General features: G+C 67.8%; 21 protein-coding genes. 8 read left to right on the forward strand and 13 right to left on the reverse strand.

The features are described from left to right. Positions 1–16: 16 nt before the first annotated feature. From B447_RS02200 to thiS, 6 genes are all read right to left on the reverse strand, one after another. Positions 17–952 (reverse strand): hypothetical protein, encoded by a 936-nt coding sequence (locus B447_RS02200; RefSeq protein WP_002926108.1) that lies wholly within the window; start codon positions 950–952, stop codon positions 17–19. Between the two features lie 124 nt (positions 953–1076). After that, positions 1077–1706 (reverse strand): YbhB/YbcL family Raf kinase inhibitor-like protein, encoded by a 630-nt coding sequence (locus tag B447_RS02205; protein WP_002926109.1) that lies wholly within the window; start codon positions 1704–1706, stop codon positions 1077–1079. 76 nt (positions 1707–1782) lie between these two features. Beyond that, complete coding sequence (gene sppA / locus B447_RS02210; RefSeq protein WP_002926110.1) at positions 1783–3633, reverse strand: signal peptide peptidase SppA; 1851 nt, start codon at positions 3631–3633, stop codon at positions 1783–1785. A gap of 54 nt (positions 3634–3687) precedes the next feature. Further along, positions 3688–4422, reverse strand: coding sequence for a tRNA (guanosine(46)-N7)-methyltransferase TrmB (trmB, locus tag B447_RS02215; RefSeq protein ID WP_002926113.1), 735 nt, complete (start codon positions 4420–4422; stop codon positions 3688–3690). After that, a complete protein-coding gene (locus B447_RS02220; protein WP_002926116.1) occupies positions 4419–5204 on the reverse strand; it encodes a thiazole synthase in 786 nt (261 codons plus the stop codon). The genes trmB and B447_RS02220 overlap by 4 nt, the downstream gene beginning before the upstream one ends. 84 nt (positions 5205–5288) lie before the next feature. Continuing rightward, positions 5289–5492: a sulfur carrier protein ThiS gene (thiS, locus tag B447_RS02225; RefSeq protein WP_002926118.1), complete on the reverse strand. Its 204-nt coding sequence runs from the start codon at positions 5490–5492 to the stop codon at positions 5289–5291. Positions 5493–5687: 195 nt separating this feature from the next. Here thiS and metX point away from each other — a divergent pair, with 195 nt between their 5' ends. Together metX and metW are read left to right on the forward strand one after the other, a co-directional pair. Further along, positions 5688–6815 carry a homoserine O-succinyltransferase MetX gene (gene metX, locus B447_RS02230; protein WP_037982233.1) on the forward strand — a complete coding sequence of 376 codons (1128 nt, stop codon included), beginning with the start codon at positions 5688–5690 and terminating at the stop codon, positions 6813–6815. A 1-nt stretch (position 6816) separates the two neighbouring features. Beyond that, entirely contained in the window at positions 6817–7407 is a 591-nt protein-coding gene (metW, locus tag B447_RS02235) for a methionine biosynthesis protein MetW (RefSeq protein WP_002926122.1), read from the forward strand. 63 nt (positions 7408–7470) lie between these two features. Here metW and B447_RS02240 read toward each other — a convergent pair whose 3' ends face one another. Continuing rightward, positions 7471–7788: a hypothetical protein gene (locus B447_RS02240; RefSeq protein WP_002926124.1), complete on the reverse strand. Its 318-nt coding sequence runs from the start codon at positions 7786–7788 to the stop codon at positions 7471–7473. A gap of 201 nt (positions 7789–7989) precedes the next feature. Here B447_RS02240 and B447_RS02245 point away from each other — a divergent pair, with 201 nt between their 5' ends. From B447_RS02245 to B447_RS02265, 5 genes are read left to right on the forward strand one after another with little or no spacing between them, the layout of a single operon-like run. Further along, complete coding sequence (locus B447_RS02245) at positions 7990–10149, forward strand: putative bifunctional diguanylate cyclase/phosphodiesterase (RefSeq protein WP_002926126.1); 2160 nt, start codon at positions 7990–7992, stop codon at positions 10147–10149. After that, positions 10140–11429 carry an AmpG family muropeptide MFS transporter gene (locus B447_RS02250; RefSeq protein ID WP_002926128.1) on the forward strand — a complete coding sequence of 430 codons (1290 nt, stop codon included), beginning with the start codon at positions 10140–10142 and terminating at the stop codon, positions 11427–11429. Before B447_RS02245 ends, B447_RS02250 begins: the two co-directional genes overlap by 10 nt. A 16-nt stretch (positions 11430–11445) precedes the next feature. Further along, positions 11446–12162, forward strand: a complete 717-nt coding sequence (locus B447_RS02255; RefSeq protein WP_002926130.1) for an AzlC family ABC transporter permease — start codon at positions 11446–11448, stop codon at positions 12160–12162. Beyond that, entirely contained in the window at positions 12159–12500 is a 342-nt protein-coding gene (locus B447_RS02260; protein WP_002926132.1) for an AzlD domain-containing protein, read from the forward strand. The genes B447_RS02255 and B447_RS02260 overlap by 4 nt, the downstream gene beginning before the upstream one ends. Positions 12501–12525: 25 nt before the next feature. Then, positions 12526–13248, forward strand: a complete 723-nt coding sequence (locus tag B447_RS02265; protein WP_002926134.1) for a uracil-DNA glycosylase family protein — start codon at positions 12526–12528, stop codon at positions 13246–13248. 50 nt (positions 13249–13298) lie between these two features. Here the strand turns inward: B447_RS02265 and B447_RS02270 are convergent, their stop codons facing one another. The 4 genes from B447_RS02270 to B447_RS02285 are packed head-to-tail and all read right to left on the reverse strand — an operon-like array spanning position 13299 to position 16683. Further along, positions 13299–14672 carry an ATP-binding protein gene (locus B447_RS02270; protein ID WP_002926141.1) on the reverse strand — a complete coding sequence of 458 codons (1374 nt, stop codon included), beginning with the start codon at positions 14670–14672 and terminating at the stop codon, positions 13299–13301. Then, the gene (locus B447_RS02275) at positions 14669–15331 is read right to left on the reverse strand and encodes a response regulator transcription factor (protein WP_002926143.1); all 663 of its coding nucleotides are present in this window, start codon (positions 15329–15331) and stop codon (positions 14669–14671) included. Before B447_RS02275 ends, B447_RS02270 begins: the two co-directional genes overlap by 4 nt. Next, on the reverse strand, positions 15331–15705 hold the full coding sequence (locus B447_RS02280; RefSeq protein ID WP_002926144.1) for a PepSY domain-containing protein: 375 nt from the start codon (positions 15703–15705) through the stop codon (positions 15331–15333). The genes B447_RS02275 and B447_RS02280 overlap by 1 nt, the downstream gene beginning before the upstream one ends. A gap of 15 nt (positions 15706–15720) precedes the next feature. After that, a complete protein-coding gene (locus tag B447_RS02285; RefSeq protein ID WP_002926146.1) occupies positions 15721–16683 on the reverse strand; it encodes a YcjF family protein in 963 nt (320 codons plus the stop codon). 219 nt (positions 16684–16902) lie between these two features. On the opposite strand from B447_RS02285, the gene B447_RS02290 reads away from it, so the two are divergent. Next, positions 16903–17814 carry an ROK family protein gene (locus B447_RS02290; RefSeq protein WP_002926148.1) on the forward strand — a complete coding sequence of 304 codons (912 nt, stop codon included), beginning with the start codon at positions 16903–16905 and terminating at the stop codon, positions 17812–17814. Between the two features lie 18 nt (positions 17815–17832). On the opposite strand, the gene B447_RS02295 is transcribed toward B447_RS02290, so the two are convergent. Together B447_RS02295 and B447_RS02300 are read right to left on the reverse strand one after the other, a co-directional pair. Then, positions 17833–20835 carry an HD domain-containing phosphohydrolase gene (locus tag B447_RS02295; RefSeq protein WP_002936039.1) on the reverse strand — a complete coding sequence of 1001 codons (3003 nt, stop codon included), beginning with the start codon at positions 20833–20835 and terminating at the stop codon, positions 17833–17835. A gap of 189 nt (positions 20836–21024) precedes the next feature. Further along, entirely contained in the window at positions 21025–23205 is a 2181-nt protein-coding gene (locus B447_RS02300) for a primosomal protein N' (protein WP_037982219.1), read from the reverse strand. Positions 23206–23508 lie beyond the last annotated feature (303 nt).

The raw sequence follows: 23508 nt of genomic DNA on the forward strand, positions 1-23508 counted from the left end.
TGCAACACTCCTCGGTTCAGGGCTGGCGGCCGTACAGACCGGCACGCTCGGCAAAGCGGCGCAGCTCTTGCAGCGCCTGCTCCATGTTGCCCGCACTGCCGGACTGTGTGCGGCCAGTGTCGATGCGGGCGACCGCGACCGCAACATGGTCGAGCGCGGTGAGCGCGGCCTCATTGCCGGCGGCAATCTCGGCCAGCCGGCGCTCGGTCTCATCGGCAATCGCCAGCCGGCGCTGCAGCGCTTCGCGCTCGGTGGGATTGAGGCGCGCGGGGGCGCGCTCGAGACGCTCGCGCACGAAATCGGCATCCAGGCCGGCGCTGCCGTGCACCAGCTCGACCATCGCACCCAGCCCGGCGCTGGCCTCGCGACCTACCTCGGCGACCAGGCCACGGGCGCGCTCGTAGGTGAGCTCGCGCGTATCGAACTTGTCGTCCAGCACGGCGAGCGCGCGCTGGTAGCGGGTGAACAGGCGGTCGGCCTGCACGGCGAGGTCGGGGCGGCGCAGGCCGACAAGCTCGCGCTTGACCTCCCACAGCTGCAGCACCACCGCATCGGCGTTGGTAGGCGCGAGGGCGGGATCGAGGGTAAGCAGGTCGCGCTCGCGGTGCGCCTGGGCCAGTTCGTCGCGCTGGCGCTCCCGGATAGCGGCACGTTCGCGCCCCGCCCGTGCCGCACGCCAGCGCCACCAGCGCCGCTCAAGGAAAAGCGCTGTCGGCACCGCGACCAGACCGGCGAGCCAGCCGCCCAGGCTGGCACCGAACCCACCCCACAGCGAGGTCAGGAACAACAGCATCGCCAGCGCAGGCATCGCCACCGCGTAACGCAGGATCACCTGCCAGCGCGTGGCAAGCTCTTCCGGCACGGCCAGGCGCGGATCGTACAGCCCGGCCACGAACCAGGGCACGAAGGTGACGAACAGGCCAAAGGCAAAGCCCTGCAGGAATTCGAACATCGATGCCTCCGCTTCCCGGCGCCCGGGTGCCCTCAGGTCGGTCCGTTCTTCGCCTCGGCGGGCGAGGCGCCCTGATCCGAGCGTTCGTTGTGGCGCCTGGCGATGGCCGTCTTCCGTCGCCCGCTCAGCCGCGCAAGGCGGGGTTGAGCGTATACGTGCCTGTCAGCTTCGCCTCGGCGAGCACATGGCCGGCAATCGCCGCACGCACGTCCTGGCCCGTGAAGCGCCCATCCACGGCACAACGCGGGACGTCCAGCGCGTAGAGCGTGAACACGTAGTGGTGGATGATCTCGTCGTTCCAAGGCGGACAAGGGCCGTCATAGCCGTGGTAGTCGCCCTTCATCGCCTCGTCACCGGCAAACCAGGCAGTGTAGTCATTGACGCCGTGGCGTGCGCCGAGCGCAGTCTCGGGCCCGGGCTTGCCGCCGGGCGTGACCTCGCCCGAGAAATGGCCGGCGTCGATCGCGCGCAGGTCGGCGGGCAGGTCGACCACCACCCAGTGGAAGAAATCGACACGCGGCAGGCTGGCGGGCACGCTGCGCCCCTCCTGATTCACGTCGTCACCCTTGCTGGGCACATCGGGGTCGTGGCAGATCAGCACGAAGGACTGCGTACCCGCCGGCACCTCTGCCCACGACAGCTGCGGATTGCGGTTGCCGCCCAGGCAGACGTGACCTTCGTCGGCCGGAATGCAGAACGCGAACTCGCCCGGGATGGGGGCGCTGTCGGTGAAGCTCTGGCTGCTCAGTTTCAAGGCTGTCTCCTCGCTGGTTGAAGCTTGTTGGGAAGGCTGTTCGGCATCGCAGGCGCGCACATCACGGGGCCGCGCCTCAGGGCGCCTCGCACAGGCAGTGCAGGTACATGTGCTGAGGATCGTTCCAGCGCAGCAGTTCGCCCGCCGCGGTCTGCACCTCGTCGATGACGAGCGCGAGCGCCCCCGGACGCGAGCCACCGCCCAACTGCAGGCCAAGTTCGATGCCAAGCTCCTCGCCAGCACGCATCAGGCGGCGCAGCAGGCGCTGCTCGAAGGATTCGCGGGCCTCGGGCCACACCACCTCGTAACGCTCGATGCCTGCACGCCGCGCTGCCGCATCGACCGCCGCCTGCAGGCCACCGAGCTGGTCGACGAGGCCAAGCTCGGCCGCCGCTGCACCCGTCCACACCCGGCCACGCGCAACCGCATCGACTTCGTCGGGGGTCATGCCACGCGCCCGCGCGACCGTCTCCAGGAAGCGGCGGTAGCCGTGCTCGATGCTGAGCTGCATCGCATCGGCTGCCACCGGATCGAGCGGCCGGCGCGGGTCGAGGGCGCCAGCCAGCGGCGCGGTGGCCACGCCATCGACGCCGATACCCAGGCGGCGCAGCGGCTCGGCAAACTCGGGGAACATGCCGAAGATACCGATCGAACCGGTCACGGTGGCCGGCACTGCCCAGATCTCGTCGGCCCCGGCCGCAATCCAGTAGCCGCCCGAGGCGGCGACCGAACTCATCGAGGCGATCACCGGCTTGCCCGCCTGACGGGTGAGCTCGAGCTCGTGGCGAATGAGCTCGGACGCCCAGGCGCTGCCGCCGGGGCTGTCGATGCGCATCACCAGGGCCTTGATGCTGTCGTCCTCGCGCACCGAGCGGATCAGGCGCGCGAAGGTGTCGCCAGCCACTACGCCGGAAGGCTCCATGCCATCGACGATGGTGCCCTGGGCGACGATGACGGCGATGCGCTCGTCCGCGCTGTCTGCCTCCTGGCCGACCAGTGCCAGGTAGCGGCCGACGCCGATGCGGCGGATGTCATCATTGTCGGGATCCTTGCCGACCCGTTCGATGAGGCGGGCGCGCCATTCGTCGCGGGTGCTGAAACGATCGACCAGCCCGGCAGCCAATGCCGCCTGCGCCGCATCACCGGCGCTCGCAGCGAGCGCGTCGCGGATACCGTTTACATGCGCGTCGACCGCCTCAGGGCTCAGCTTGCGGCTGGCGGCGATGTCGTCGCGCATCACCTGCCACAGGCCTTGCAGCAGATCGCGCGAGGACTCGCGATCCTCATCGGACATGTCGCTGCGGGTGAAGGGCTCGGAGAAGGACTTGTACTCGCCAACGCGGAACACATGCACCTTCACGCCGAGGCGATCGAGCGCGTCCTTGAAATAGGTGCCGTAGCGCGCCAGGCCGCGCAGCAGTACGAAACCGTCCGCCGACAGGTGCAGTTCGTCGGCCACCGACGCAAGGTAGTACTGCGACTGGGTGAAGCGTTCGCCGCGCGCCAGCACGGGCTTGCCCGAGGTCTTGAAGTCCTCGATGGCGGCACGAAGCTCGGCGAGCTTGGACAGGCCACCACCAACCAGTTCGTCGGTCTCGATCACCAGCGCGGCAATGCGCTTGTCGTCGCGGGCCGCCTTCACCGCCTCGACCAGGTCGGCAAGCCGCATCTGGCCGGCCGGCGCGCCGCCAGCGCGCAGCAGCGCGAGCGGCGGCTCGAGCGCGGCCTGCTCGACGATCATCCCCACCGGACGCAGTACCAGCGCCGAGCCCTCCCGCACCGCCGGCTCGGGGCGCAGGAAAAAGGCGACGAGGGCGCCGATGCCGAAGATCATCAGCGCATAGAAGGCGCCGCGCACGACGAGGTCGAGCAGGCGCACGAACATGCGCAGCATGTTGAAGAGAAAGCGGAACAGGCCTCGTATCACGCCTTGGGGTCCTTGCTCGGATGGGTCGGTCGGGCTGCGTCGGTGGGGGCAGGATCAGTCGCTACGACGGCGATACACCAGGTCCCACACGCCGTGTCCCAGCCTGAGACCACGGTTTTCGAATTTCGTCAGCGGGCGATAGTCGGGTCGCGGCGCGAAACCGTCGGCGGTGTTCTGCAGCAGGGGTTCGGCCGAGATGATCTCGAGCATCCAGTGCGCGTAGTCCTCCCAGTCGGTTGCGCAGTGGAAGTAGCCGCCCGGAGCGAGCTTCTGCGCCACCAGGGCGACGAAGTCCGGCTGCACGATGCGACGCTTGAAATGCCGCTTCTTGCGCCAGGGGTCGGGGAAGAACAGATGCACACCCGCGAGCGCGCCGTCGGCGATCATGTCGCGCATGACCTCGACCGCGTCGTGCTGCATGATGCGCAGATTGCCCAAGTTGCCCTCGGCGATCAGCTTGCACAGCGCACCCACGCCAGGGGTATGGACTTCGATGCCGAGGAAATCGCGGTCGGGCATCGCCGCAGCGATGCGCGCCGTGGTCTCGCCCATGCCGAAGCCGATCTCGAGGATCTTCGGCGCCTGGCGTCCAAAGGCCGCATCCAGATCGAGCGGCCCGACGCGGTAGTCGATACCCACCTTGGGCAGCACCTCGTCGAGGTAGCGCTGCTGCGCCTCGGACATGCGCCCCTGGCGCAGCACGAAGCTGCGGATGCTGCGGCTGGAGAAGCGGTGCTCGGGGCTGTCGCGGCCGATGATCTCGACCTGCGCGTTGTGCGTCTCGCTCATGAACCGATCAGCCCCTGGGTCGGCGAGCTCGGGTCGGCCGAGTAGAACTTGCGTGGCATGCGCCCGGCGAGGAAGGCCTCGCGTCCGGCCTCGACCGCCTTCTTCATCGCACTCGCCATCAGCACCGGACGGCCGGCGGCGGCGATCGCAGTGTTCATCAGCACGCCGTCGCAGCCAAGCTCCATGGCGATCGCCGCATCCGACGCGGTACCCACGCCGGCATCGACCAGCACCGGCACCTTGGCGTTGTCGATGATCAGGCGCAGGTTCCAGGGGTTGAGGATGCCCATGCCGGAGCCGATCAGCGAAGCCAGCGGCATGATTGCGCAGCAGCCGATGTCTTCCAGCATCTTCGCCTGGATGGGGTCGTCGGCGCAGTACACCATGACGTCGAAGCCATCCTTGACCAGGGTCTCGGCGGCTTTCAGCGTCTCGGGCATGTTGGGGAACAGGTTCTTGGGGTCGCCAAGCACCTCGAGCTTCACCAGGGCATGGCCGTCCAGCAGCTCGCGCGCCAGTCGCAGCGTGCGCACCGCGTCGTCGGCGGTGTAGCAGCCGGCGGTGTTCGGGAGGATGGTGAACTTCTCCGGCGGCAGCACGTCGAGCAGATTGGGTTCGCCCGGGTTCTGGCCGATATTTGTGCGGCGGATGGCGACGGTGACGATGTCGGCGCCGCTGGCGTCGATGGCTTCGCGCGTCTCGGCAAAGTCCTTGTACTTGCCGGTGCCGACGAGCAAGCGCGAACCGTAGGCCTTGCCGGCGATGACCAAGGGGTCGTTCATGATGGTATGAGCCTGTGCTGTTCCGTATTGTGGGGATGCGCGCGAGTGGCGCGCCTGGATCTTGTCGTGATCGCCGCGCCGGGCTCAGCCGCCGCCGACCGCGACGACAATTTCGAGCCTGTCGCCGTCGGCGAGTTTCACCTCTGCGTGACGAGCCTTGGGCACGATCTCGCCGTTGCGCTCGACCGCGAGGCGCTTGCCGGCGAGCCCGCGGGCCTCGAGCAGGGTGAGCACGGTGAGATCGGGAGCCAGCATCTCGGGCTGGCCGTTGAGGATGACCTGGATCATGGTGTTCGGAGGTATCGGCGGGCAAAAATCTTATCACGCCAGCGCGTTTGACTTTTGGCTGGCCCGGCGCTAACTTCCATCCACCTAGCGCCGATTTGATCAACAGCTTGCGGGCGCTCAACAAATACGGCTAAAGCGAGGGCACCCAGTCCGCGTTTGCAGCCGACTGGGTTTTTGTTTTTGCAGATGACGAAGATGATCCCTCCCCAATCGGTCGGCGTGGTCACGCCGCAGCGGGCCGAGTTCACCACGCCGCTTGCGCTGCGCGGCGGCGGCACGCTGGACAGCTACCACCTCATCTACGAGACCTACGGCACGCTCAATGCCGAGCGCAGCAACGCGGTGCTGGTATGCCATGCATTGTCGGGTTCGCACCATGTTGCCGGCACCTACGCCGACGCGCCGCACAATGTCGGCTGGTGGGACAACCTGGTCGGTCCGGGCAAGCCGCTCGACACGCGCAAGTTCTTCGTCATCGGGGTGAATAACCTCGGTGGCTGCTACGGCTCGTCCGGCCCCAACCAGATCAACCCCGCCACCGGCAAGCTGTGGGGCGCAGACTTCCCCTTCGTCACCGTCGAGGACTGGGTGGAGTCGCAGGCTCGCCTGGCCGACCAGCTCGGCATCCGCCGCTTCGCCGCGGTGGTGGGCGGCTCGCTCGGTGGCATGCAGGCGATGTCGTGGGCGCTGCAGTATCCCGAGCGCGTCGGCCATGTGGCGGTGATCGCCGCCGCACCCAAGCTCACCGCGCAGAACATCGCCTTCAACGAGGTGGCGCGGCAGGCCATCCTGACCGACCCCGAGTTCCACGGCGGCCACTACTACGAGCACGGCGTGGTGCCGGCGCGCGGGCTCAAGCTGGCGCGCATGGTGGGCCACATCACCTACCTGTCCGACGATTCGATGGCGGAGAAATTCGGCCGCAGCCTGCGCCACGGCCGCAACACCTACAGCTACGACGTCGAGTTCGAGATCGAATCCTACCTGCGCTACCAGGGCGACAAGTTCGCCGGCTACTTCGACGCCAACACCTACCTGCTGACCACCAAGGCGCTCGACTACTTCGACCCCGCTTTCGAATACGGCGGCAACCTGGACGCAGCCCTGGCGCGCGCCACGGCCGACTTCCTGGTGGTGTCGTTCACCACCGACTGGCGCTTCTCGCCCGCACGCTCGCGCGAGATCGTCTACGCGCTGCTGCACAACAAGCGCAACGTCAGCTACGCCGAGATCGACTGCCCGGCCGGCCACGACTCCTTCCTGCTCGACGAGACGCGCTACCACAAGCTGCTGTCGGCCTGGTTCGACCGCATAGAGGTATAAGATGACTGCGTACCGCTACGACTACGACGTGATCACCCAGTGGATCGAGCCCGGCGAGAAAGTGCTCGACCTCGGCTGCGGCGACGGCGAACTACTGCGTCACCTGATGGAGGTCCGCCAGGTCCAGGGCTATGGCGTGGAGAACGACCCCGACAAGCTGCTCGGCAGCGTGAGGAACGGGGTGAATGTGATCCAGATGGACCTGGAAAAAGGCCTCGTCGGGCTCGAAGACGGCTTCTTCGACCACGTCATCATGAGTCTGTCGCTACAGGCCATGCACAACACCCAGGGCATCCTGCGCGAAATGCTGCGCGTGGGCCGCGAGGCGGTGGTGAGCTTTCCCAACTTCGGCTACTGGCGCCACCGCCAGAGCATCCTGAACGGCCGCATGCCGGTATCGGAGAGCCTGCCGCACCAGTGGTTCAACACGCCCAACGTGCGCTTCTTCACCATCGCCGACTTCGACGCCCTGTGCGAGATCAATGGCATCGCGGTGCGCGAGCGGCTGGCCTTCGACGAGGGCAAGCTGGTGCTGGAGGAACCCAACTTCCTCGCCAGTGTTGCGGTCTACCGGCTCGGCCTCGAGCGCTGAAACGAACTGCGGGGGCAGCCGCCCCCGCAGTTCCTTACCCGCAGCAGCCGGGTGACCTGTCGTTCAGCCCACCACGAACGAAACGACGTCGACACGAACGGCAGGACGGTCAAGCGCCGCCGCAACGACGACGGCAAACTTCTTGGCCCACTCGGCGCCCTGCTCGAAACGGCTCTCGCCGCCGTACTTGGCCACGTTGAGGATCATGTCGAGCACGAGCACCTTGCCCATCGGGTTCGACGGCGTACACTCGAGCGCCTCGAACTCCTTGGCCAACCAGCCACGCGCCTGATCCTTGGTCACGGCGGCAACCTCGCTCTCGTGCAACGAGAACTCATACTCACGCTCGGCGCCGAAAACGACGGTCACGTTATAGGACATGCAGACTTCCTCCTCGAAGCATTGGGTTCGACTGCGCGCATTGTTGGGGCAGATCGCCCCTGATTGCAAGAAAAGTACGGAATTGTGTTGACCTTGTCCGCTTCCGCCCTCCGCGGGTAACAGCCACCCCTTCATCGGCACGCTCTGGCAAACTGCCGGCGGGCGCATACGCGCCCCACCCGAAGACGCCCTCTAGCCGCCATGCCGCATCAAACCCCGGACCCCTCGCTGCCCGCCGAGCTGCAGATCGCCTACCTGGGCGGCGTGCTCGACCACCTGCCGCAAGGCATCAGCGTGTTCGACGCCGAACTGAAGCTGCTGTACTGGAATGCCCACTTTCTCGAGGTGCTCGACCTGCCCGCCGACGCGGTCCATGCCGGCGTACCGTTCGAGGATCTGATCATGTTCCCGGCTTCGCGCGGCGAGTACGGCCCCGGCGACCCGGTCGAACATGTGCGGGCGCGCAAGGCACTGGCGCTGCGCTTCGAAGCACATCGTTTCGAGCGCACCCGGCCCAACGGACGTACCCACCTGGTCTCGGGCGAACCCCTGCTGATCGACGGCCAGCTGGCCGGCTTCATCACGACCTACACCGACATCACCGACCGCAAGCGGATGGAAGAGGCGCTGCAGATCAGCCATGCCCGCCTCAGGAGCATCATCGACAACATTCCCGGCGGCGTCACGCTGTTCGACGACAACCTGCAGCTGCTCGCGTGCAACGATATGCTGCGCCGACTGCTCGATTTCCCAGACGCCCTGTTCGCCAATGGCCTGCCCTCGCTCGAGACGCTGTTCCGCTTCAACGCCGAACGCGGCGAGTACGGACCTGGCGACCCCGAGATCATCGTACGCGACCTGCTGGCGCGCGCGCGCCAGCGCATTCCGCACATCTTCGAGCGCGTGCGCCCGGATGGCACCGTGCTGCTGATCCAGGGCCAGGCACTGCAGGATGGCAGCTTCGTCACCGTCTATACGGACATCACCGAGCTGCGCCGGGCCGAGGAGCGCCTGAACCATCTCGCCCACCACGACCCGCTCACCGGGCTCGCCAATCGTCTCACGCTCGACGAACACATGCGCATGCGGGTCGCCGAGGGCACGCGCGACCAGCGCCGCTTTGCCGTGCTCTTCCTCGACCTCGACCGCTTCAAGACCATCAACGACTCCCTCGGCCACCAGATGGGCGATGCCTTGCTGGTGATGGTTGGTCGTCGCCTGCACGCCGCGGTGCGACAGACTGATCTCGTCGCGCGCCTGGGGGGCGACGAGTTCGTCGTCGTACTGAGCGCGGTCGAACAGGAAGCAAGCATCGCCCACGTCGCGGCGAAGATCCTTACCGCGCTCTCCGCGCCCTACGTCGTCAATGGCGAAGTGCTGCACGCGCCACCCTCGATCGGCATCAGCGTGTTCCCAGACGACGCACAGGACGCGGTCTCGCTGCTGCGTAACGCCGACACCGCCATGTACCACGCCAAGGCCCAGGGGAGAGCCAACTACCAGTTCTACTCCGAAGAGCTCAACCGCTCGGCGATGGCACGCCTCGATCTCGAGCGCAAACTGCGCAACGCCGCTGCAGGCGGTGAGTTCGAGCTCTGGTACCAACCCCAGTACCGCGCGTGCGACGGCCAGGCGATCGGCGTCGAGGCCTTGCTGCGCTGGCGCCACCCTCAGGACGGATTGATCCCACCCGACCGCTTCATCCCCATCTGCGAAGACAACGGGATGATCCTCGACATCGGCCGCTGGGTCATGGAGAAAGCCTGCGCTCAGCTCGCCAGCTGGCGCAACGCCGGGCTTGCGCCACTGCGCATGGCGATCAATGTCTCTGCCCGCCAGCTGCGCGACACGCGCATCATCGATCTGCTCAGGGCGCAGATCGAGCGTCACGGCATCGGACCGGGCGAACTCGAGTTCGAGGTCACCGAGAGCAGCGTGATGGAGCGGCCCGACGAAGCCGCTTTCATCCTCGGGCGGATCAAGGCGCTCGGTGTCAGCCTGGCGATCGACGACTTCGGCACGGGGCATTCCTCGCTCGCCTACCTCAAGCGCTTCCCGCTCGACCGCCTGAAGATCGACCGCTCCTTCGTATCGGACATCGAGCACGATTGCAACGACGCAGCCATCGTCTCCGCAGCCATCTCGCTCGCCCATGGGCTCGGCCTCGAGGTCGTCGCCGAAGGCGTGGAGTCCGCCGTGCAGTGGGCGCAGCTGAAGGCACTTGGCTGCGACGAGCTGCAGGGCTATCACTTCTCGCGCCCGTTGCCGGCCGAGCAGCTCGAACCGCTGCTGCGCGCCGCGCTCAACCTGCCTGCAGCCGGGGCGACACCTGCTGCCCCCCAGGATCCCGCATGCCCCTAGCCCGTCCCGCCTGGCTCACCGCCCTGCTCAACCGGCGGATGCTGATCTGCATCTTCACCGGTTTCGCTTCGGGCCTGCCGCTCTACCTGCTGCTCAACCTGGTGCCGGCCTGGCTCAAGACCGAGGGCCTGTCGCTGAAGGCGATCGGCGCCTTCGCACTGATCCAGTTCCCCTACACCTGGAAGTTTCTGTGGGCGCCCCTGCTCGATCGCTACGGCATCCTGCCCTGGCTGGGGCGGCGGCGCAGCTGGATGTTCGTCTCCCAGCTCGGCCTGCTGGCGTCCATCGCCTGGCTCGGCCAGCTCTCCCCGGTCGACCACCTGGCGCTGGTGGTCGGCCTCACGGCCGCGCTGGCGCTGCTGTCGGCGACCCAGGACATCGCGCTCGACGCCTTCCGCCGCGAGATCCTGCCCGATGCCGAGTTGGGGCTGGGCAACGCGATCCACGTCAACGCCTACCGCATCGCCGGCCTCGTACCAGGCTCGCTGTCGCTGATCCTGGCCGACCATCTGCCGTGGAGCCAGGTGTTCGTGATCACCGCCGCGTTCATGATCCCCGGCCTGGCGATGACGCTGCTGGTGAAGGAGCCGCTCGCCGCGGCCGGCACGCCGCGCACGCTGCGCGACGCCGTGGTCGAGCCCTTCCGCGAGTTCTTCGGCCGCCACGGCGTGCAATCGGCGCTGCTGGTGCTCGCCTTCCTGTTCTTCTACAAGCTCGGCGACTCGCTGTGCACCGCGCTCGCCACGCCCTTCTACCTCGACATGGGCTACAGCAAGACCGAGATCGGCGTCATCGCCAAGAACGCCGGGCTGTGGCCGATGGTGATCGGCGGCATCCTCGGCGGCATCTGGATGCTCAAGCTCGGCATCAACCGCGCGCTGTGGATCTTCGGCGTTGTGCAGTTCGTCACCATCCTCGGCTTCGTCTGGATGGCCTGGCTGGGCCCGGGCGAGTCCACGCCGGCACGGCTGGTGGTGCTCGCCACGGTGATCGCCGGCGAGGCGATCGGCGCCGGGCTGGGTACCACCGCCTTCGTCGCCTTCATGGCGCGCAGCACGCATCCGGCCTACACGGCCACCCAACTGGCGCTGTTCACCAGCCTGATGGCGGTGCCGCGCACCTTCATCAACGCCACCGCCGGCTGGCTGGTCGAAGCGCTGGGCTGGACCAACTTCTTCTGGCTGTGCTTTGCGCTTGCGGTGCCGGGCATGCTGCTGCTGTTCAAGGTCGCGCCCTGGCACGGCGATCGCACCCCGCGCACGGAAGCCGCCACCGCCTGAAGCCACCGTGACATCCGTGCGCCTTCCCTCCCGTCTCGGCGAGTTCCTCGCTGGCTGTCGTGACGAATCGCCGCTGCTGCTGGGCGTGGCGCCCTTCGGCATGATCTACGGCATCGCCGCACTCGCCGCCGGCGTGCCGGCCTGGATCGCGCAGCTGGCCTCGGCGGTGGTCTTTGCCGGCGCCGCCCAGCTCGTCATCGTACAGATGCTGGCAGCGGGCGCAGGCTTCGTGCCGATCGCGCTCACCTCCGGCCTGCTCAACCTGCGCCACATGCTCTATAGCGCCTCGATGGCGGAATACGTGCGCCACCTGCCGCGGCGCTGGCGCCTGTTGCTCGCCTACGTGCTTACCGACGAGGCCTATGCGGTGGCCGTGCTGCGCTACCAGCGCCGCGACGCGCCGCCAGCGGACGCGCCCGACTACCGCCACTGGTACTTCCTTGGCGCCGGCTTCACGCTGTGGGTGGGCTGGCAGCTGTCGACCGCCGTCGGCCTGGTGTTCGGCGCTACCATCCCGCCCGAGTGGGAGCTGGACTTCGCCGTGCCGCTCACCTTCATCGCGCTCCTCACCTTGCTGCTGCGCGAGCGTGCCGGCCAGGCCGCCGCCGTGGTGGCCGGTGCGGGGGCGCTGCTGTTCGCCGCCCTGCCCTACAAGCTTGGCCTGGTGGCGGCGATCCTGCTCGGCCTGGTGGCCGGGGCATGGACGGTGCATCGGCTGGAGCGCGCACGATGAGCAACACCGGCCTGCTCCTGCTGCTCGGCGTCGTCGGCGTGCTCACCTACCTCTATCGCTACGCAATGATCGGCCTCTTTGCCAGCCGCAGCCTGCCCGTCTGGCTGCATGCGCTGTGCCGCCACATCGCACCGGCGAGCTTCGCCGCACTGACCGCAAGCGCACTCTTCGTCACCGCTGGCGAAGTCACATTTGCCTTCGACACGCCGCGCCCTTGGGCGGCTCTGGTCGCCGTGCTGGTGGCCTGGCGCACCCGTAACGTGCTTGCGACCATCGCCGCCGGCATGGCCGCGCTATACCTTTTCAAGTTCCTCGCCAGCCTGCTGCTCGCCGGCTGATCCCCACCCGACCCAACAGCCACTCATGACCGCACAGCCCCTGATCGACGCAGCCCGCAGCCTCTCTGCGCGGGTAGATGCGATGCGCTTCGCGCCCCCCGTCAGCCATGTTTACAACCCGCTCGACTACGCCTGGGCGGTGCACCAGCGCTATCTCGAGCGCTTCGGCAGCGGCCGCAAGCGCGTCGTCTTCGTCGGCATGAACCCCGGGCCCTTCGGCATGGCCCAGATCGGTGTGCCCTTCGGCGAGATCGCCAGCGCGCGCGACTGGCTCGGCCTGGAAGGCCCGGTCGGCCAGCCGCGCGAGACCAACCCCAAGCGCCCGGTCGAGGGCTTCGCCTGCGCGCGCTCGGAGGTCAGCGGCCAGCGCCTGTGGGGGCTGTTCCGCACCCGCTTCGGCACCCCCGAGGCCTTCTTCGCCGAACACTTCGTCGCCAACTACTGCCCGCTCGCCTTCTTCGAGGGCGGTCGCAACCTCACCCCAGACAAGCTGCCGGCGGCCGAACAGCGCCCCTTGCTGCAAGCCTGCGACGAACATCTGCGTACCCTTGTCGACACCCTCCAGCCCGAATGGGTGATCGGCATCGGCAACTGGGCGGAGAAGCGTGCCAGCGAGGCACTCGCCGGCACGGCAGGGCTCAGGTTCGGCCGCATCCTGCACCCCAGCCCGGCCAGCCCCGCCGCCAACCGCGGCTGGGCCGAGGCAGCGACGCGGCAACTGCAGACACTGGGAATCTGGGCCAACTGATCACGAACCGGCAAGGCTGCGCAAGCCAAAGGCCGGCGCAGCATGGTCATTCAAGGCGCCAGCGGCAACCTCAGCAGCGCCCGCACCCCCCCCGATGGCGAGGGCTCGAGCACGACCTCCCCTCCATACAGGCGGGCGAGGTCGCGCACGATCGCCAACCCCAGGCCCGAGCCGTCAACCTGTTCGTCGAGACGCACACCACGGCCGAACACCGCCTCGCGCACGGCTGCCGGCAGGCCAGGTCCATCGTCGTCGATGCAGACCTGTAACTGCCCCCCGCACTCGGACGCGCTGAGCTCGACGCGCGTCTTCGCCCATTTGCAGGCGTTATCGAGCAGGTTGCCCAACATCTCCTGCAGGTCCTGTGCCTCACCGCGGAAGGCGAGCGAATCGGAACACGCCAGCAGTTGCAGCCGCAGATCACGTTCGGCATACACCTTCGCCATCAGGCGCTGCAACCCCTCCAGTACCGGGCGCATGGGCGTGCGCAGCCCAGGAACGCCGACGGCTGCTGCTGCACGCGAACGCGCCAGGTGGTAATCGACTTGGGTTCGGGCAAGTCCGACCTGCTCGCGGACGAGGCGGGCAAGCCCCCCATCGGCCGCATCGGCCGCGTTCGCAAGAACGGTGAGCGGGGTCTTGACCGCGTGGGCGAGGTTGCCGGCTTGGGTACGCGCCCGCGACACGAGCTCCGCATTGCGCGCGAGCACGGCGTTGAACTCGTCGACCAGAGGTTGGATCTCGACTGGGTAGCGGCCATCGATCGCTGCGCTGCGCCCATCGCGGACCGCCGCCAGGGCTTCCCTCAGGCGCTGCAGCGGACGTAGGCCGAGGCCGACCTGTACAACGACGGCGAACGCCAGCCCCAGGACGAGTAGGGCCAACGCAACGGCAAGAAGCCGGTTCAAGCGCATCACCGGTGCATCGACGAAAGCCGCGTTGGCGGCGACGATCAAGCGCAGCGGGGCATCTGGGGTCGCTGCCGGCCTCAGTACACGCTCGATCATGCGTAGCGGCTCACCGTCGGGCCCCTCGACACGATGTACATGGACCTCGCCATCGACAAGCTCGTCACCGGGGACGAACAGCACCACATCCCACAGCGAGCGCGAGCGCAGCAGGCCGCGCCCCTCCGCAGTCAGATCATCGATCTGCCAGTACAGCCCCGAGTAAGGCCGTGCAAAGCGCGGGTCGCCAAGCGCCATGCGCAGAGCGGCACGGCCGGTGGCATCCACCTCAAGCTGGGCCGCCAGTTGATCGAGATGAGCGCTCAGTTCCACGTGAAACTGCCGCTCCACATGCTCGTGGAAGAGGCGTGCAAGGCCCCAGCCGGCGACAAGCACCGCCACGCTCGCCCACACCAGGGTGCCAACCAGCAGCCGCAGACGAAGGGAATCCCGCCAGACGGGCCGGACAGGCGTCATGGCGGACACACGAGCCGATAGCCCAGGCCACGCACGGTCTCGATCAGCTCGGGCGGCAGCTTCTTGCGCAGGCGGGCAACGAAGACCTCGATGGTGTTCGAGTCGCGATCATGGTCCTGGGCGTAGATATGCTCGGTAAGCTCGGTGCGCGACACCACCTCGCCGCGGTGATGCATCAGGTAAGCGAGCACGCGGAACTCGTGGCTGGTGAGGCCAAGCAGCTGGCCGTCCACCGTGACCCGCCCGCCACGGGTGTCGAGGACCACCGCACCGCAGCGCAGCTCGGGGCTCGCCTGCCCTGCCGCACGGCGGATGAGCGCACGCACGCGGGCGAGCAGCTCTTCCATATGGAAGGGCTTGGTCAGGTAGTCGTCGGCACCGGCGTCAATTCCGGCCACCTTCTCGTGCCAGTCACCACGCGCGGTCAGGATCAGCACCGGCATGCCCACGCTGGCCGCGCGCCAGCGCTTGAGCACGCTCAGCCCATCGACCTGAGGCAGGCCGAGATCGAGCACCACGGCATCGTAGGCCTCGACCTCCCCCATGAAGCTCGCCTCGCGGCCATCAGCCGCACTATCTACCACATACCCCGCCGCCTCCAACGCAGCACGCAGCTGCGCGTTCAGAAGGGGTTCGTCTTCCACGACCAGGATGCGCATCAGCGTCTCTCACCGTGACCTCGCTCGGGCCTGACATCGCGCCCCTTGAGCTTGAGCAGGGTACCGTCACGGGCGTCGAGTTCGAGCTCGAGCATCTCGCCACCGCCTCGCAGCAGCTTGAGCTCATACACCCAGCGCCCGTCCTCACGCTCGAGCTCGACCTCCAGCACCTGCCCCGGATAAGTGAGCTCGACCTGCTCAAGCAACACGCGTAGCGGCATCACCTCGCCGGCCTCGAAGGCACGCCGCGCGCGCTCATGGTCGTCACGCCCGTCGGCCCTGCCGGCGGGCGCCACGGCAAGCGCGGCACAGCCGAGGCCCACCGCCAGCAGGCGATGTCCAAGCTGGCGCCGGGTGATGTCTACTGCTGCCATGGTGCCGCCCTCCCCCTATGCACGCAGTTCGGCCATCAAGCGACCGAGGTCGATGCTGCGCGCCTGCTCGGCGATCGCAGGGGCATGACTCGACTGCAGCCCCCTGGCCTGGTCGTAGAGGCTGGCGAAGGTCTGCTTGAGCATCTCCGCATCCAGGGTCCGGCCGCTGCCGTAATAGCGCTGCGCCACCTTGCCAATGGCCCAGGTGGTGGCAAAGGAGAAGCCGGAGCCTGCGACCTGGCTGCCGATGGCACGGCCTGCGCCGCCAAACACCTTGCCAAGGACACCGCCGAGCAGCTTGCGGCCGAACTGCTCGACGTACTGCCCGGTCATGCCCACGCCGAGGGTGGCGAGAAAATCGCGGATGTGGCCACGGTCGAGCTCGTAGCCATGCGCCTTGCCGATGCGATACACGAGGCGGATCTGCAACGGGATGATCGCCATCGAGGCCATCGACTGCGGCAGCAGTTCGAGCGCGCCGTTGAGGATGGCGGCGTTGAGCGTCATGCGCTCGAGTTCGGCCGCATCCGGAACCACGGACGCGGCAACCCTTGGCGTAGCGCTGGGGACCACATCGTAGCCGGGCAGGACACCTTCGAGCGGTGCATCGGCCACCGCCTCCGCCTGCACGACACTTTGCTGCGCAGCAGCAGCCTCCAGGCCCAGCGCCGCTGCCAGGCGCGCGAGGAAGGCGCGCTCGTCCGCGTCGTGGCTACCGTCGGCCTCGCACACCCCAAGCGCGAGCTCGAACGCAAGCTGGCGCAAGCCAGGCTCGGAGAGTGCAGCAACCGCCTCCTCCAGGACGACACGCCCGAGCAGCACGTCCTGGTACAGCGCAATGAAGTCGATCTGTGTCTCACGGCTCAACGACTCGGCGACCTTGCGCACGTGCTCGCGCTCGTCGGCGCTCTGGTGACCATCTGCAAAGGCCGCCATCAGGCAGATGGCGACGAGGGAACGGGTCTGCTCGGGATTCATGAGGGCTCCTGGAAGGATCGCGGACGTCGGTACTGCCGTCGCAGGGGCACGGCGGCATCATCAGGCAGCGAGATTATGCGCCTGCACCTGAACGCTGGATGAATGGTCAACGGATCGGCGGCCGGCGACGGGTCTGACTGAGCAACACGAAGCCGCAGCCGCCGCTGACGACTGCGGAATTGGCGATAATCCTGCCCTCGGAACAACCAGACGCAGGCCATGATCCGCATCGGCATAGACCTCGGCGGCACCAAGATCGAACTCGTCGCGCTTGCCGACGATGGCCAGGTCCTGTGGCGGCAACGCATCCCCACCCCGCAGGGCGACTATGCGGCGACCCTGCACGCCATCGCCGACCTGGTACGCCAGGCCGAAAACGCAACGGGCGCCACAGCCACGGTGGGTATCGGCACCCCCGGCTCGCCCTCGCGCCCTAGCGGCCTGATCCGCAACGCCAACTCGACCTGCCTCAATGGCCGCCCGCTGCAGGACGACCTGCAGGCCCTGCTCGGGCGCGAGATCCGCCTCGCCAACGACGCCAACTGCCTGGCGATGTCGGAAGCGACCGACGGTGCGGGGGCCGGCGCCGGTACGGTGTTCGCCGCCATCCTGGGCACCGGCGTAGGGGGCGGCATCGTGGTCGATGGTCGCCTGCTCGTCGGCGCCAACGCCGTCGCGGGTGAGTGGGGGCATAACCCGCTGCCGCTGCCCACGGCCACCGACCTGCCCCTGCCAGACTGTTACTGCGGTCGCCACGGCTGCATCGAAGCCTACCTGTCGGGCCCCGGCATGGCGGCGGACCACCTGCGCCACCACGGCCAGACATTGGAAGCGGCCGCCATCGCCCGCAACGCCCAGGCGGGAGACGAGGCCTGCACGGCGACGCTGGCGCGCTTCGAGGCGCGCCTGGCGCGCGCGCTGGCCGGGGTGATCAACCTGCTCGACCCGGACGTGATCGTGCTCGGCGGCGGCCTGTCCGGCATCGCACGCCTGTACGACAACGTCCCGCGGCTATGGATACCGCACGTGTTCTCGGACCACATTGCCACCCGCCTGCTGCCGGCCCGCCACGGCGATGCCTCCGGCGTGCGCGGCGCAGCCTGGTTATGGCCGGCCGCGCGTCGGGTCTGATCGGGCTGCGCCTGCAACTCATGTGGCAGGGAAGCCGGCAAGCAGCGCATCGATATCGACGGCATCGATCTGCGCCTCGGTCATGAAGCGGCGTGCATAAACAAGATGGCTTCCGGAGCGCAGGAAGAGCGCGAACAGGCCAGGATCGACATGGCCCTCCCGCGCCATGCGCGCCATGATGGCAAGCGCTTCGGACAGGGTCTTGCCCGCCTTGTAGGGCCGGTCACGCGCGGTCAGAGCCTCGAAGATGTCGGCGACCGCGATCATGCGCGCCGGCAGGCTCATCTGCGTACCATCCAGGCCCTTGGGGTAACCGCTCCCGTCCATCTTCTCGTGGTGCGAGGCCGCTACCTCGGGCACCTCTACCAGATGCCGCGGCCAGGGTAGCTGGCGCAGCATGATTTCGGTACGGATGATGTGGGCGTTGATCAGGTAGCGCTCCTCGTCGGTGAGCGTGCCGTAGCGCACGCCGAGGTTGTGCAGCTCACCGAGGTCGAGCTGCCAGTGCGGCGCTTGCATGCGGAACCCCCAGGGGTTGCCTTCCTCGAAGCGATCCTCGGGGCGACGCGGGACGCGGTGCTCAGCGCGATCGGCGAGCACCGGTTCGGCGCATGGCAAGGCGACCTCGCCCTCGGCAAGCTTGCGCGCCAGCTCTTCGCCCGACACGCCAAGACGGTCATCGAGCGTTCTCGTCCAGGTGCGCCCGGCGATACGATGCAGGCGCGCGACGTCGGCCTCGGCCATCGCCTCGACACCCTGGTTGCAGCGCGCGACGAAGGCAAACTCCTCGTCGAGCACGGCGAGTTCCGCATCGCAACGGCGTCGCCGCTCGGCGGCCTCGGCGCCGGCAATAATGTCCTGCAGGCAGCGCAGCTCCGCCTCGCGCTTGAGCACCTCGAAGCGCATGCGCACCTCGTGGATGCGGTCATAGAGTGCGTGCAGCTTGGTCGCCTTCTCGACCACATACTCGGGCGTGGTGATCTTGCCGCAATCGTGCAGCCAGGCGGCGATACGCAAGGTTTCCCAGCCACCTTCATCGAGGCTGAAACCAGCGTAGGGGCCGCTGCGCGCATCGCAGGCGGCCTGGGCAAGGAGACGCGCCAGCTCGGGTACCCGCGCACAGTGGCCGCCCGTATGCTGGCTCTTGGCGTCAATGGCTCCCGCGACCATCCGCACCAGCGCCTCGAACAGCGCCTTCTGGGCGGCGATCAGCGCCCTCGCCTCCAGCGTCACTGCAGCCAGCCCAGACAGCGCACCGATGAAGGCGAGCCGGTCATCGTCGGCGGGTGCATCGAGCAGCAGCAGCATCGCCCCCACCAGTTCATCCTGGCGGTTGAGCAAGGGCACCGCTATTGCGTGCGATACCCCGAGCGCCGTGGCCTGCGCCTGCAGGCCGAGCGCCTCCAGGTCGTGCGTGGTGAGTGCGGCAGCGCGCGGCGCGCTGGCGGCGAGCGCCGCCGTCATCAACGGGCCGACGCTGCCGAGCGCACGTGCCGCAACCATCGACCGCCCTTGCGCACGTGCCTGCCCAGGCTGCCCGGCCTCGGCGTCCGTCGCCGCCCACGGCGCGGTCTCCGGCAGGGGGCGGCCTTCGCCATCGAGGGTCACGGCCGGCGCGAGGTGCCCGTCCGCAGCGAGATAGAGTACGCCGCCCTGCGCGCGCGTTGCCGACAAGGTCTCACCGAGCAGGCGTGGCAGCAAGCTGTCGAAATCGGGCTCGCCCGCCACCACCGTGTTCAGTTCCAGGAAGCGACGAATGGTGAGCCGCATCCCGTCCATGGTGTCGCCCAGTACCGCCACCTCGCGGATACGCGAACGCGGCACCCCGACCTGGCCGAAGTTGAAGCGGCGGATGGCTTCGGCCTCGGTTGCCAGGACACGCAGCGGACGGGCTATCTGCCGTGCCAGGGCCCAGGTCAGCGGTACCGCAATCAACAGCACGAGCGCAGTCACCATCAGCGCGGCGTCGCGTTGCCGATGCGCGAGCGCCATCAGCTCGCGCTCGGGAATGGCGGTGACGATAAGCTGCGCGGCGCTCTCATCCAGCTGCAGCACGGCTGCACTGAGCAGCCAATTCTCGCCGTCCGCGGCAAAGCTGCGCACCAGATGCCCCTCGGGTGCGGCCAGGGCGGCAGCAACGAGCTTGTCCTGGCCCGCGAAGGCCGGGTGCGCGAGGTCTCCAAGAGTGGGCAGGCCGGGCGCATCGTCCGGGCCCGACCGTGTGACCATGAGGCTGGTATCGTCCTGAGCCATGACACGCCCTTGCTCATCGACCAGCGCCAGGCGCGTGCCGGGCGTGACCCGCTGCCGCATCAGGTCCTCACCCAGGGTGTGCAGCCGGATGTCGGCGCCAACCACCACGTCCTTGCCCGCCACCCTGCGGGCAAGTGTTACACCCACCTCACGATCCGAGAAGAACAGATAAGGCGGCGTGACCGACAACTGGCCGGCCTGCGGCGCATGCCTGAACCAGTCGCGGTGGCGTGGATCGAAGTCGCGCGGGTACGTGGGCCGCTCCGATTCGGCGAGCAATGCGAGCCCCTTGTCAAAGTAGAGGTAGCGCCCGCGCATGACGCCGCCGTCGCGGTCGATGCTCTGCACCAGGAAAGCCGCATCGGCTGGCGCAGCGAAACGCGCGCGTTCGGCATCGCTCGCCAGGCGGCGAACAAAGAAGAACTGCCCATCACCGTAGCCGACATACACCGAAGACAGCGCCGTCGAGCCCGTCAGTACCGCACGCATCGCCGGCAAGCGACGCAGGCGCTCGTCCAGCGTCCCGGCCTCGGCAAGCTCATCCTCCTGCAGCAGACGCAGCGCCATGTCCGCGGGCCGCAGCAGCAGATGCAGATTGCCACGAACCTCACGGTTGATGCGTAGCGAAAGGTCCTGCGCGACGGATGCCATCATGTCGCGCGCCAGATGCTGGCCGATCACGGCCAACAGCCCCCCCACCAGCAGGACGAGTCCGAGCGCAAGGGCAAGGACATGAGTGTGCAGCGGAAAAGTTCGTCCCATGTGCATGAACCGCTCCTTTTGCAGGCATCGTCGCCCCACTGCGACCCACGGGGCAGCTTGGGCGCACCGAGGCGCAGTAGACATCGCCGCTCATGATGAAGCAATACGCCCCACGATGGGGAGCCATGACGACAATTGGACACTCGGGGCCAGGGCACGACCGAAGCCACCGCAAGTCCGGCGCCGCGGTCGCGGTCAGACCTCGAGCGGGTCGACGTCGATCTGCCAGCGCAGTTCGCGCGCCGTACGCTGGCGGTAGAGCATCTCGATCCAGCTCAGCAGAAAAGCCTGCAACAGGCCGCGCTGGTCGGCCTCGACCAGTAGCTGCGCGCGCTCGCGGCGGGCCAGCCGCGTCATGCGCATCGGGACCGGGTCGTACAGGCGCAATCCCTCGGGCGCAAGCGCCTCGGCCAGGCGCCGCGCATGGCGCAGGAACTCCACGGCATCGTCGAGCGCGGGCGCGTCGGCGCGCAGCATGGCCTGGTGGGTGAACGGCGGAAAGCCCGCACTGCGCCGCTCCTGAAGCGCCATGCGGGCAAAGGCGTCGAAATCATGGCGGCCAAGGTGCTGGTAGAGCGGGTGTCCCGGGTACTCGGTCTGGATGAGCACCGTTCCGGGCAGAGTGCCACGGCCGGCGCGCCCGCCCACCTGCATGAGCTGCTGGAACAAGCGCTCCGGGGCGCGGAAATCAGCCGCATGCAGCGACGCGTCGGCGCCGATCACGCCGACCAGAGTCAGGCGTGGAAAGTCGTGTCCCTTGGCCATCATCTGGGTGCCGACGAGGATGTCGGCCTCGCCCGCAGCAATGGTATCGAGCAGCTTTTCCCACTGCGCGCGCGTGCGTGCGGCATCACGGTCGACGCGCAGCACGCGCGCCTGAGGAAAGCGTTCGGCAAGGCGCGCCTCGATGCGCTGCGTGCCGCGACCGAAAGGCTGGATGTCCTGGTTGCCGCAGCTCGGACAGGCGTGCGGGATCGATCCGTCGCAGCCACAGTGGTGGCAGCGCAGGCGGCGATCGGCAAGATGGACCACAAGGTTGGCCGAGCAGTGCGGACAGCGGCTCACCCAGCCGCAAGACGGGCACGACAGCACCGGTGCATAGCCACGGCGATTGAGGAACACCAGGCTTTGCTCGCCACGCTCCAGGCGTTGGCCGATCGCAGCCTGCAGGCCCGGGCTGAGGCCTTCGTCGAGCTTAAGACGCCGCGTGTCGATGCAGTGCACGGCCGGCAAGGTCGCCGCTACCGCGCGCTGGCTCAGGGTCTGCAACGCATAGCGCTCGCTGCGCGCGTGGTACCAGGTCTCGAGCGAGGGCGTGGCCGACCCCAGCACGATCGGCACGCCGCGCTGGCGCGCGCGCCACACGGCGACGTCGCGCGCCGAATAGCGCACCCCCTCCTGCTGCTTGTAGGACGCATCGTGCTCCTCGTCGACCAGGATCAGGCCCAGCCGCGGCAGCGGTGCGAACACTGCCAGTCGGGTGCCGAGGACGATGTCGGCGCGGCCGGTGAGCGCCTGAACGAATCCGCGCGAGCGCGCGCCGTCGGCAAGCGCGGAGTGCAGGCTGACGACGTTGGCGGCGGCAAAGCGCTGCGCGACGCGCTGCTCCAGCTGCGGCGTCAGCGCGATCTCGGGTACCAGCATCAACACCTGCTGACCTTGTGCCAGCGCATGCGCGGCCAGCCTAAGGTACACCTCGGTCTTGCCACTGCCGGTGACGCCATGCAGCAGCCAGGGCCGAAAGCCTGCCCCGCCGCCGACGATGGCCTCGATCGCGCGCGCCTGTTCGGCAGTGAGTTCGGGTTGCGCGCCGCTGGCAAGCGCGGCAACACGGCCCTCATCCTGTATTGCAGTCAGCCAGCCACGCCGCAGCACATCGCCCACCGCCTCGCCGCCAGCCATGGCACGGATCACGCTGCGCCGCCATGGCCCAGGTTCGGCAGCGAGCGCCTGCAGCAGCATGAGCGCCTTGCTCGGCCGCCGGGCGTCGGCAAGCGCACGCCGGCCGGCCTCGCCGATCTCGAGCAGGGGGTCCTCGTCGGCGTCGCTCACACCGTCGGCGCGACGCAGGCCAGGCGGCAAGGCCAGTGCAACCACCTCGCCCAGGGGCGCGTGATAGTAGCGTGCAACGAAATCGACCAACGCCAACCAGTCCGCCGGCAGTGCCGGTACCTCGCGCTGGATGTGATGCACGGTCTTGATGCGTGCTGGTTCGACATCGGCCGTGTTGCCGAGGGCGACGATCAAACCGTTGCGATCGCCGCGCCCGAAGGGCACCTTCACACACCGCCCGACGTCCGCTTCAGTAGCATCTGCCGCAGCGTAATCAAAGACTTGCGGCAGCGGAACGGGCAAGGCAACGCGGACAATGGTCATGGGATGATGGATGACCTTGTAAAAAGGCTTTTGTGTCAGGTGCTTGCAGCACCTTGATGAGACCGGATGGAGAAAACGAAGGTCAAGTCTCTGGGCCAGAATGGCCCTTTGGGCTTGTCCACAAAAGCTGTGGATAAGTTTGTGGGGAACCTGGGTGAATCAGCCCCAAACCTGCGCCACATAAGGCTTTTCGTCACAATGCCTTAACATTGCGCGATTATTTACTCTTTAATTTTCAATAACTTATTGAATGCACCCACAAGCAGCTGGTTAAGGACCCGCCAATGAGGCCGGAACCGCTGG

The sequence above is a fragment of the Thauera sp. 27 genome (genome assembly GCF_000310125.2).
Taxonomy (GTDB): domain Bacteria; phylum Pseudomonadota; class Gammaproteobacteria; order Burkholderiales; family Rhodocyclaceae; genus Thauera; species Thauera mechernichensis.

Coding starts and splice junctions, on each gene's coding strand:
- B447_RS02245 (WP_002926126.1), top strand. CDS start 7,990: ATGCCGCATCAAACCCCGGACCCCTCGCTGCCCGCCGAGCTGCAGATC.
- B447_RS02265 (WP_002926134.1), top strand. CDS start 12,526: ATGACCGCACAGCCCCTGATCGACGCAGCCCGCAGCCTCTCTGCGCGG.
- metX (WP_037982233.1), top strand. CDS start 5,688: ATGATCCCTCCCCAATCGGTCGGCGTGGTCACGCCGCAGCGGGCCGAG.
- B447_RS02290 (WP_002926148.1), top strand. CDS start 16,903: ATGATCCGCATCGGCATAGACCTCGGCGGCACCAAGATCGAACTCGTC.
- B447_RS02250 (WP_002926128.1), top strand. CDS start 10,140: ATGCCCCTAGCCCGTCCCGCCTGGCTCACCGCCCTGCTCAACCGGCGG.
- B447_RS02300 (WP_037982219.1), bottom strand. CDS start 23,205: ATGACCATTGTCCGCGTTGCCTTGCCCGTTCCGCTGCCGCAAGTCTTT.
- B447_RS02285 (WP_002926146.1), bottom strand. CDS start 16,683: ATGAATCCCGAGCAGACCCGTTCCCTCGTCGCCATCTGCCTGATGGCG.
- trmB (WP_002926113.1), bottom strand. CDS start 4,422: ATGAGCGAGACGCACAACGCGCAGGTCGAGATCATCGGCCGCGACAGC.
- B447_RS02270 (WP_002926141.1), bottom strand. CDS start 14,672: ATGACGCCTGTCCGGCCCGTCTGGCGGGATTCCCTTCGTCTGCGGCTG.
- B447_RS02220 (WP_002926116.1), bottom strand. CDS start 5,204: ATGAACGACCCCTTGGTCATCGCCGGCAAGGCCTACGGTTCGCGCTTG.
- B447_RS02280 (WP_002926144.1), bottom strand. CDS start 15,705: ATGGCAGCAGTAGACATCACCCGGCGCCAGCTTGGACATCGCCTGCTG.
- B447_RS02295 (WP_002936039.1), bottom strand. CDS start 20,835: ATGCACATGGGACGAACTTTTCCGCTGCACACTCATGTCCTTGCCCTT.
- B447_RS02275 (WP_002926143.1), bottom strand. CDS start 15,331: ATGCGCATCCTGGTCGTGGAAGACGAACCCCTTCTGAACGCGCAGCTG.
- metW (WP_002926122.1), top strand. CDS start 6,817: ATGACTGCGTACCGCTACGACTACGACGTGATCACCCAGTGGATCGAG.
- B447_RS02240 (WP_002926124.1), bottom strand. CDS start 7,788: ATGTCCTATAACGTGACCGTCGTTTTCGGCGCCGAGCGTGAGTATGAG.
- thiS (WP_002926118.1), bottom strand. CDS start 5,492: ATGATCCAGGTCATCCTCAACGGCCAGCCCGAGATGCTGGCTCCCGAT.
- B447_RS02260 (WP_002926132.1), top strand. CDS start 12,159: ATGAGCAACACCGGCCTGCTCCTGCTGCTCGGCGTCGTCGGCGTGCTC.
- B447_RS02200 (WP_002926108.1), bottom strand. CDS start 952: ATGTTCGAATTCCTGCAGGGCTTTGCCTTTGGCCTGTTCGTCACCTTC.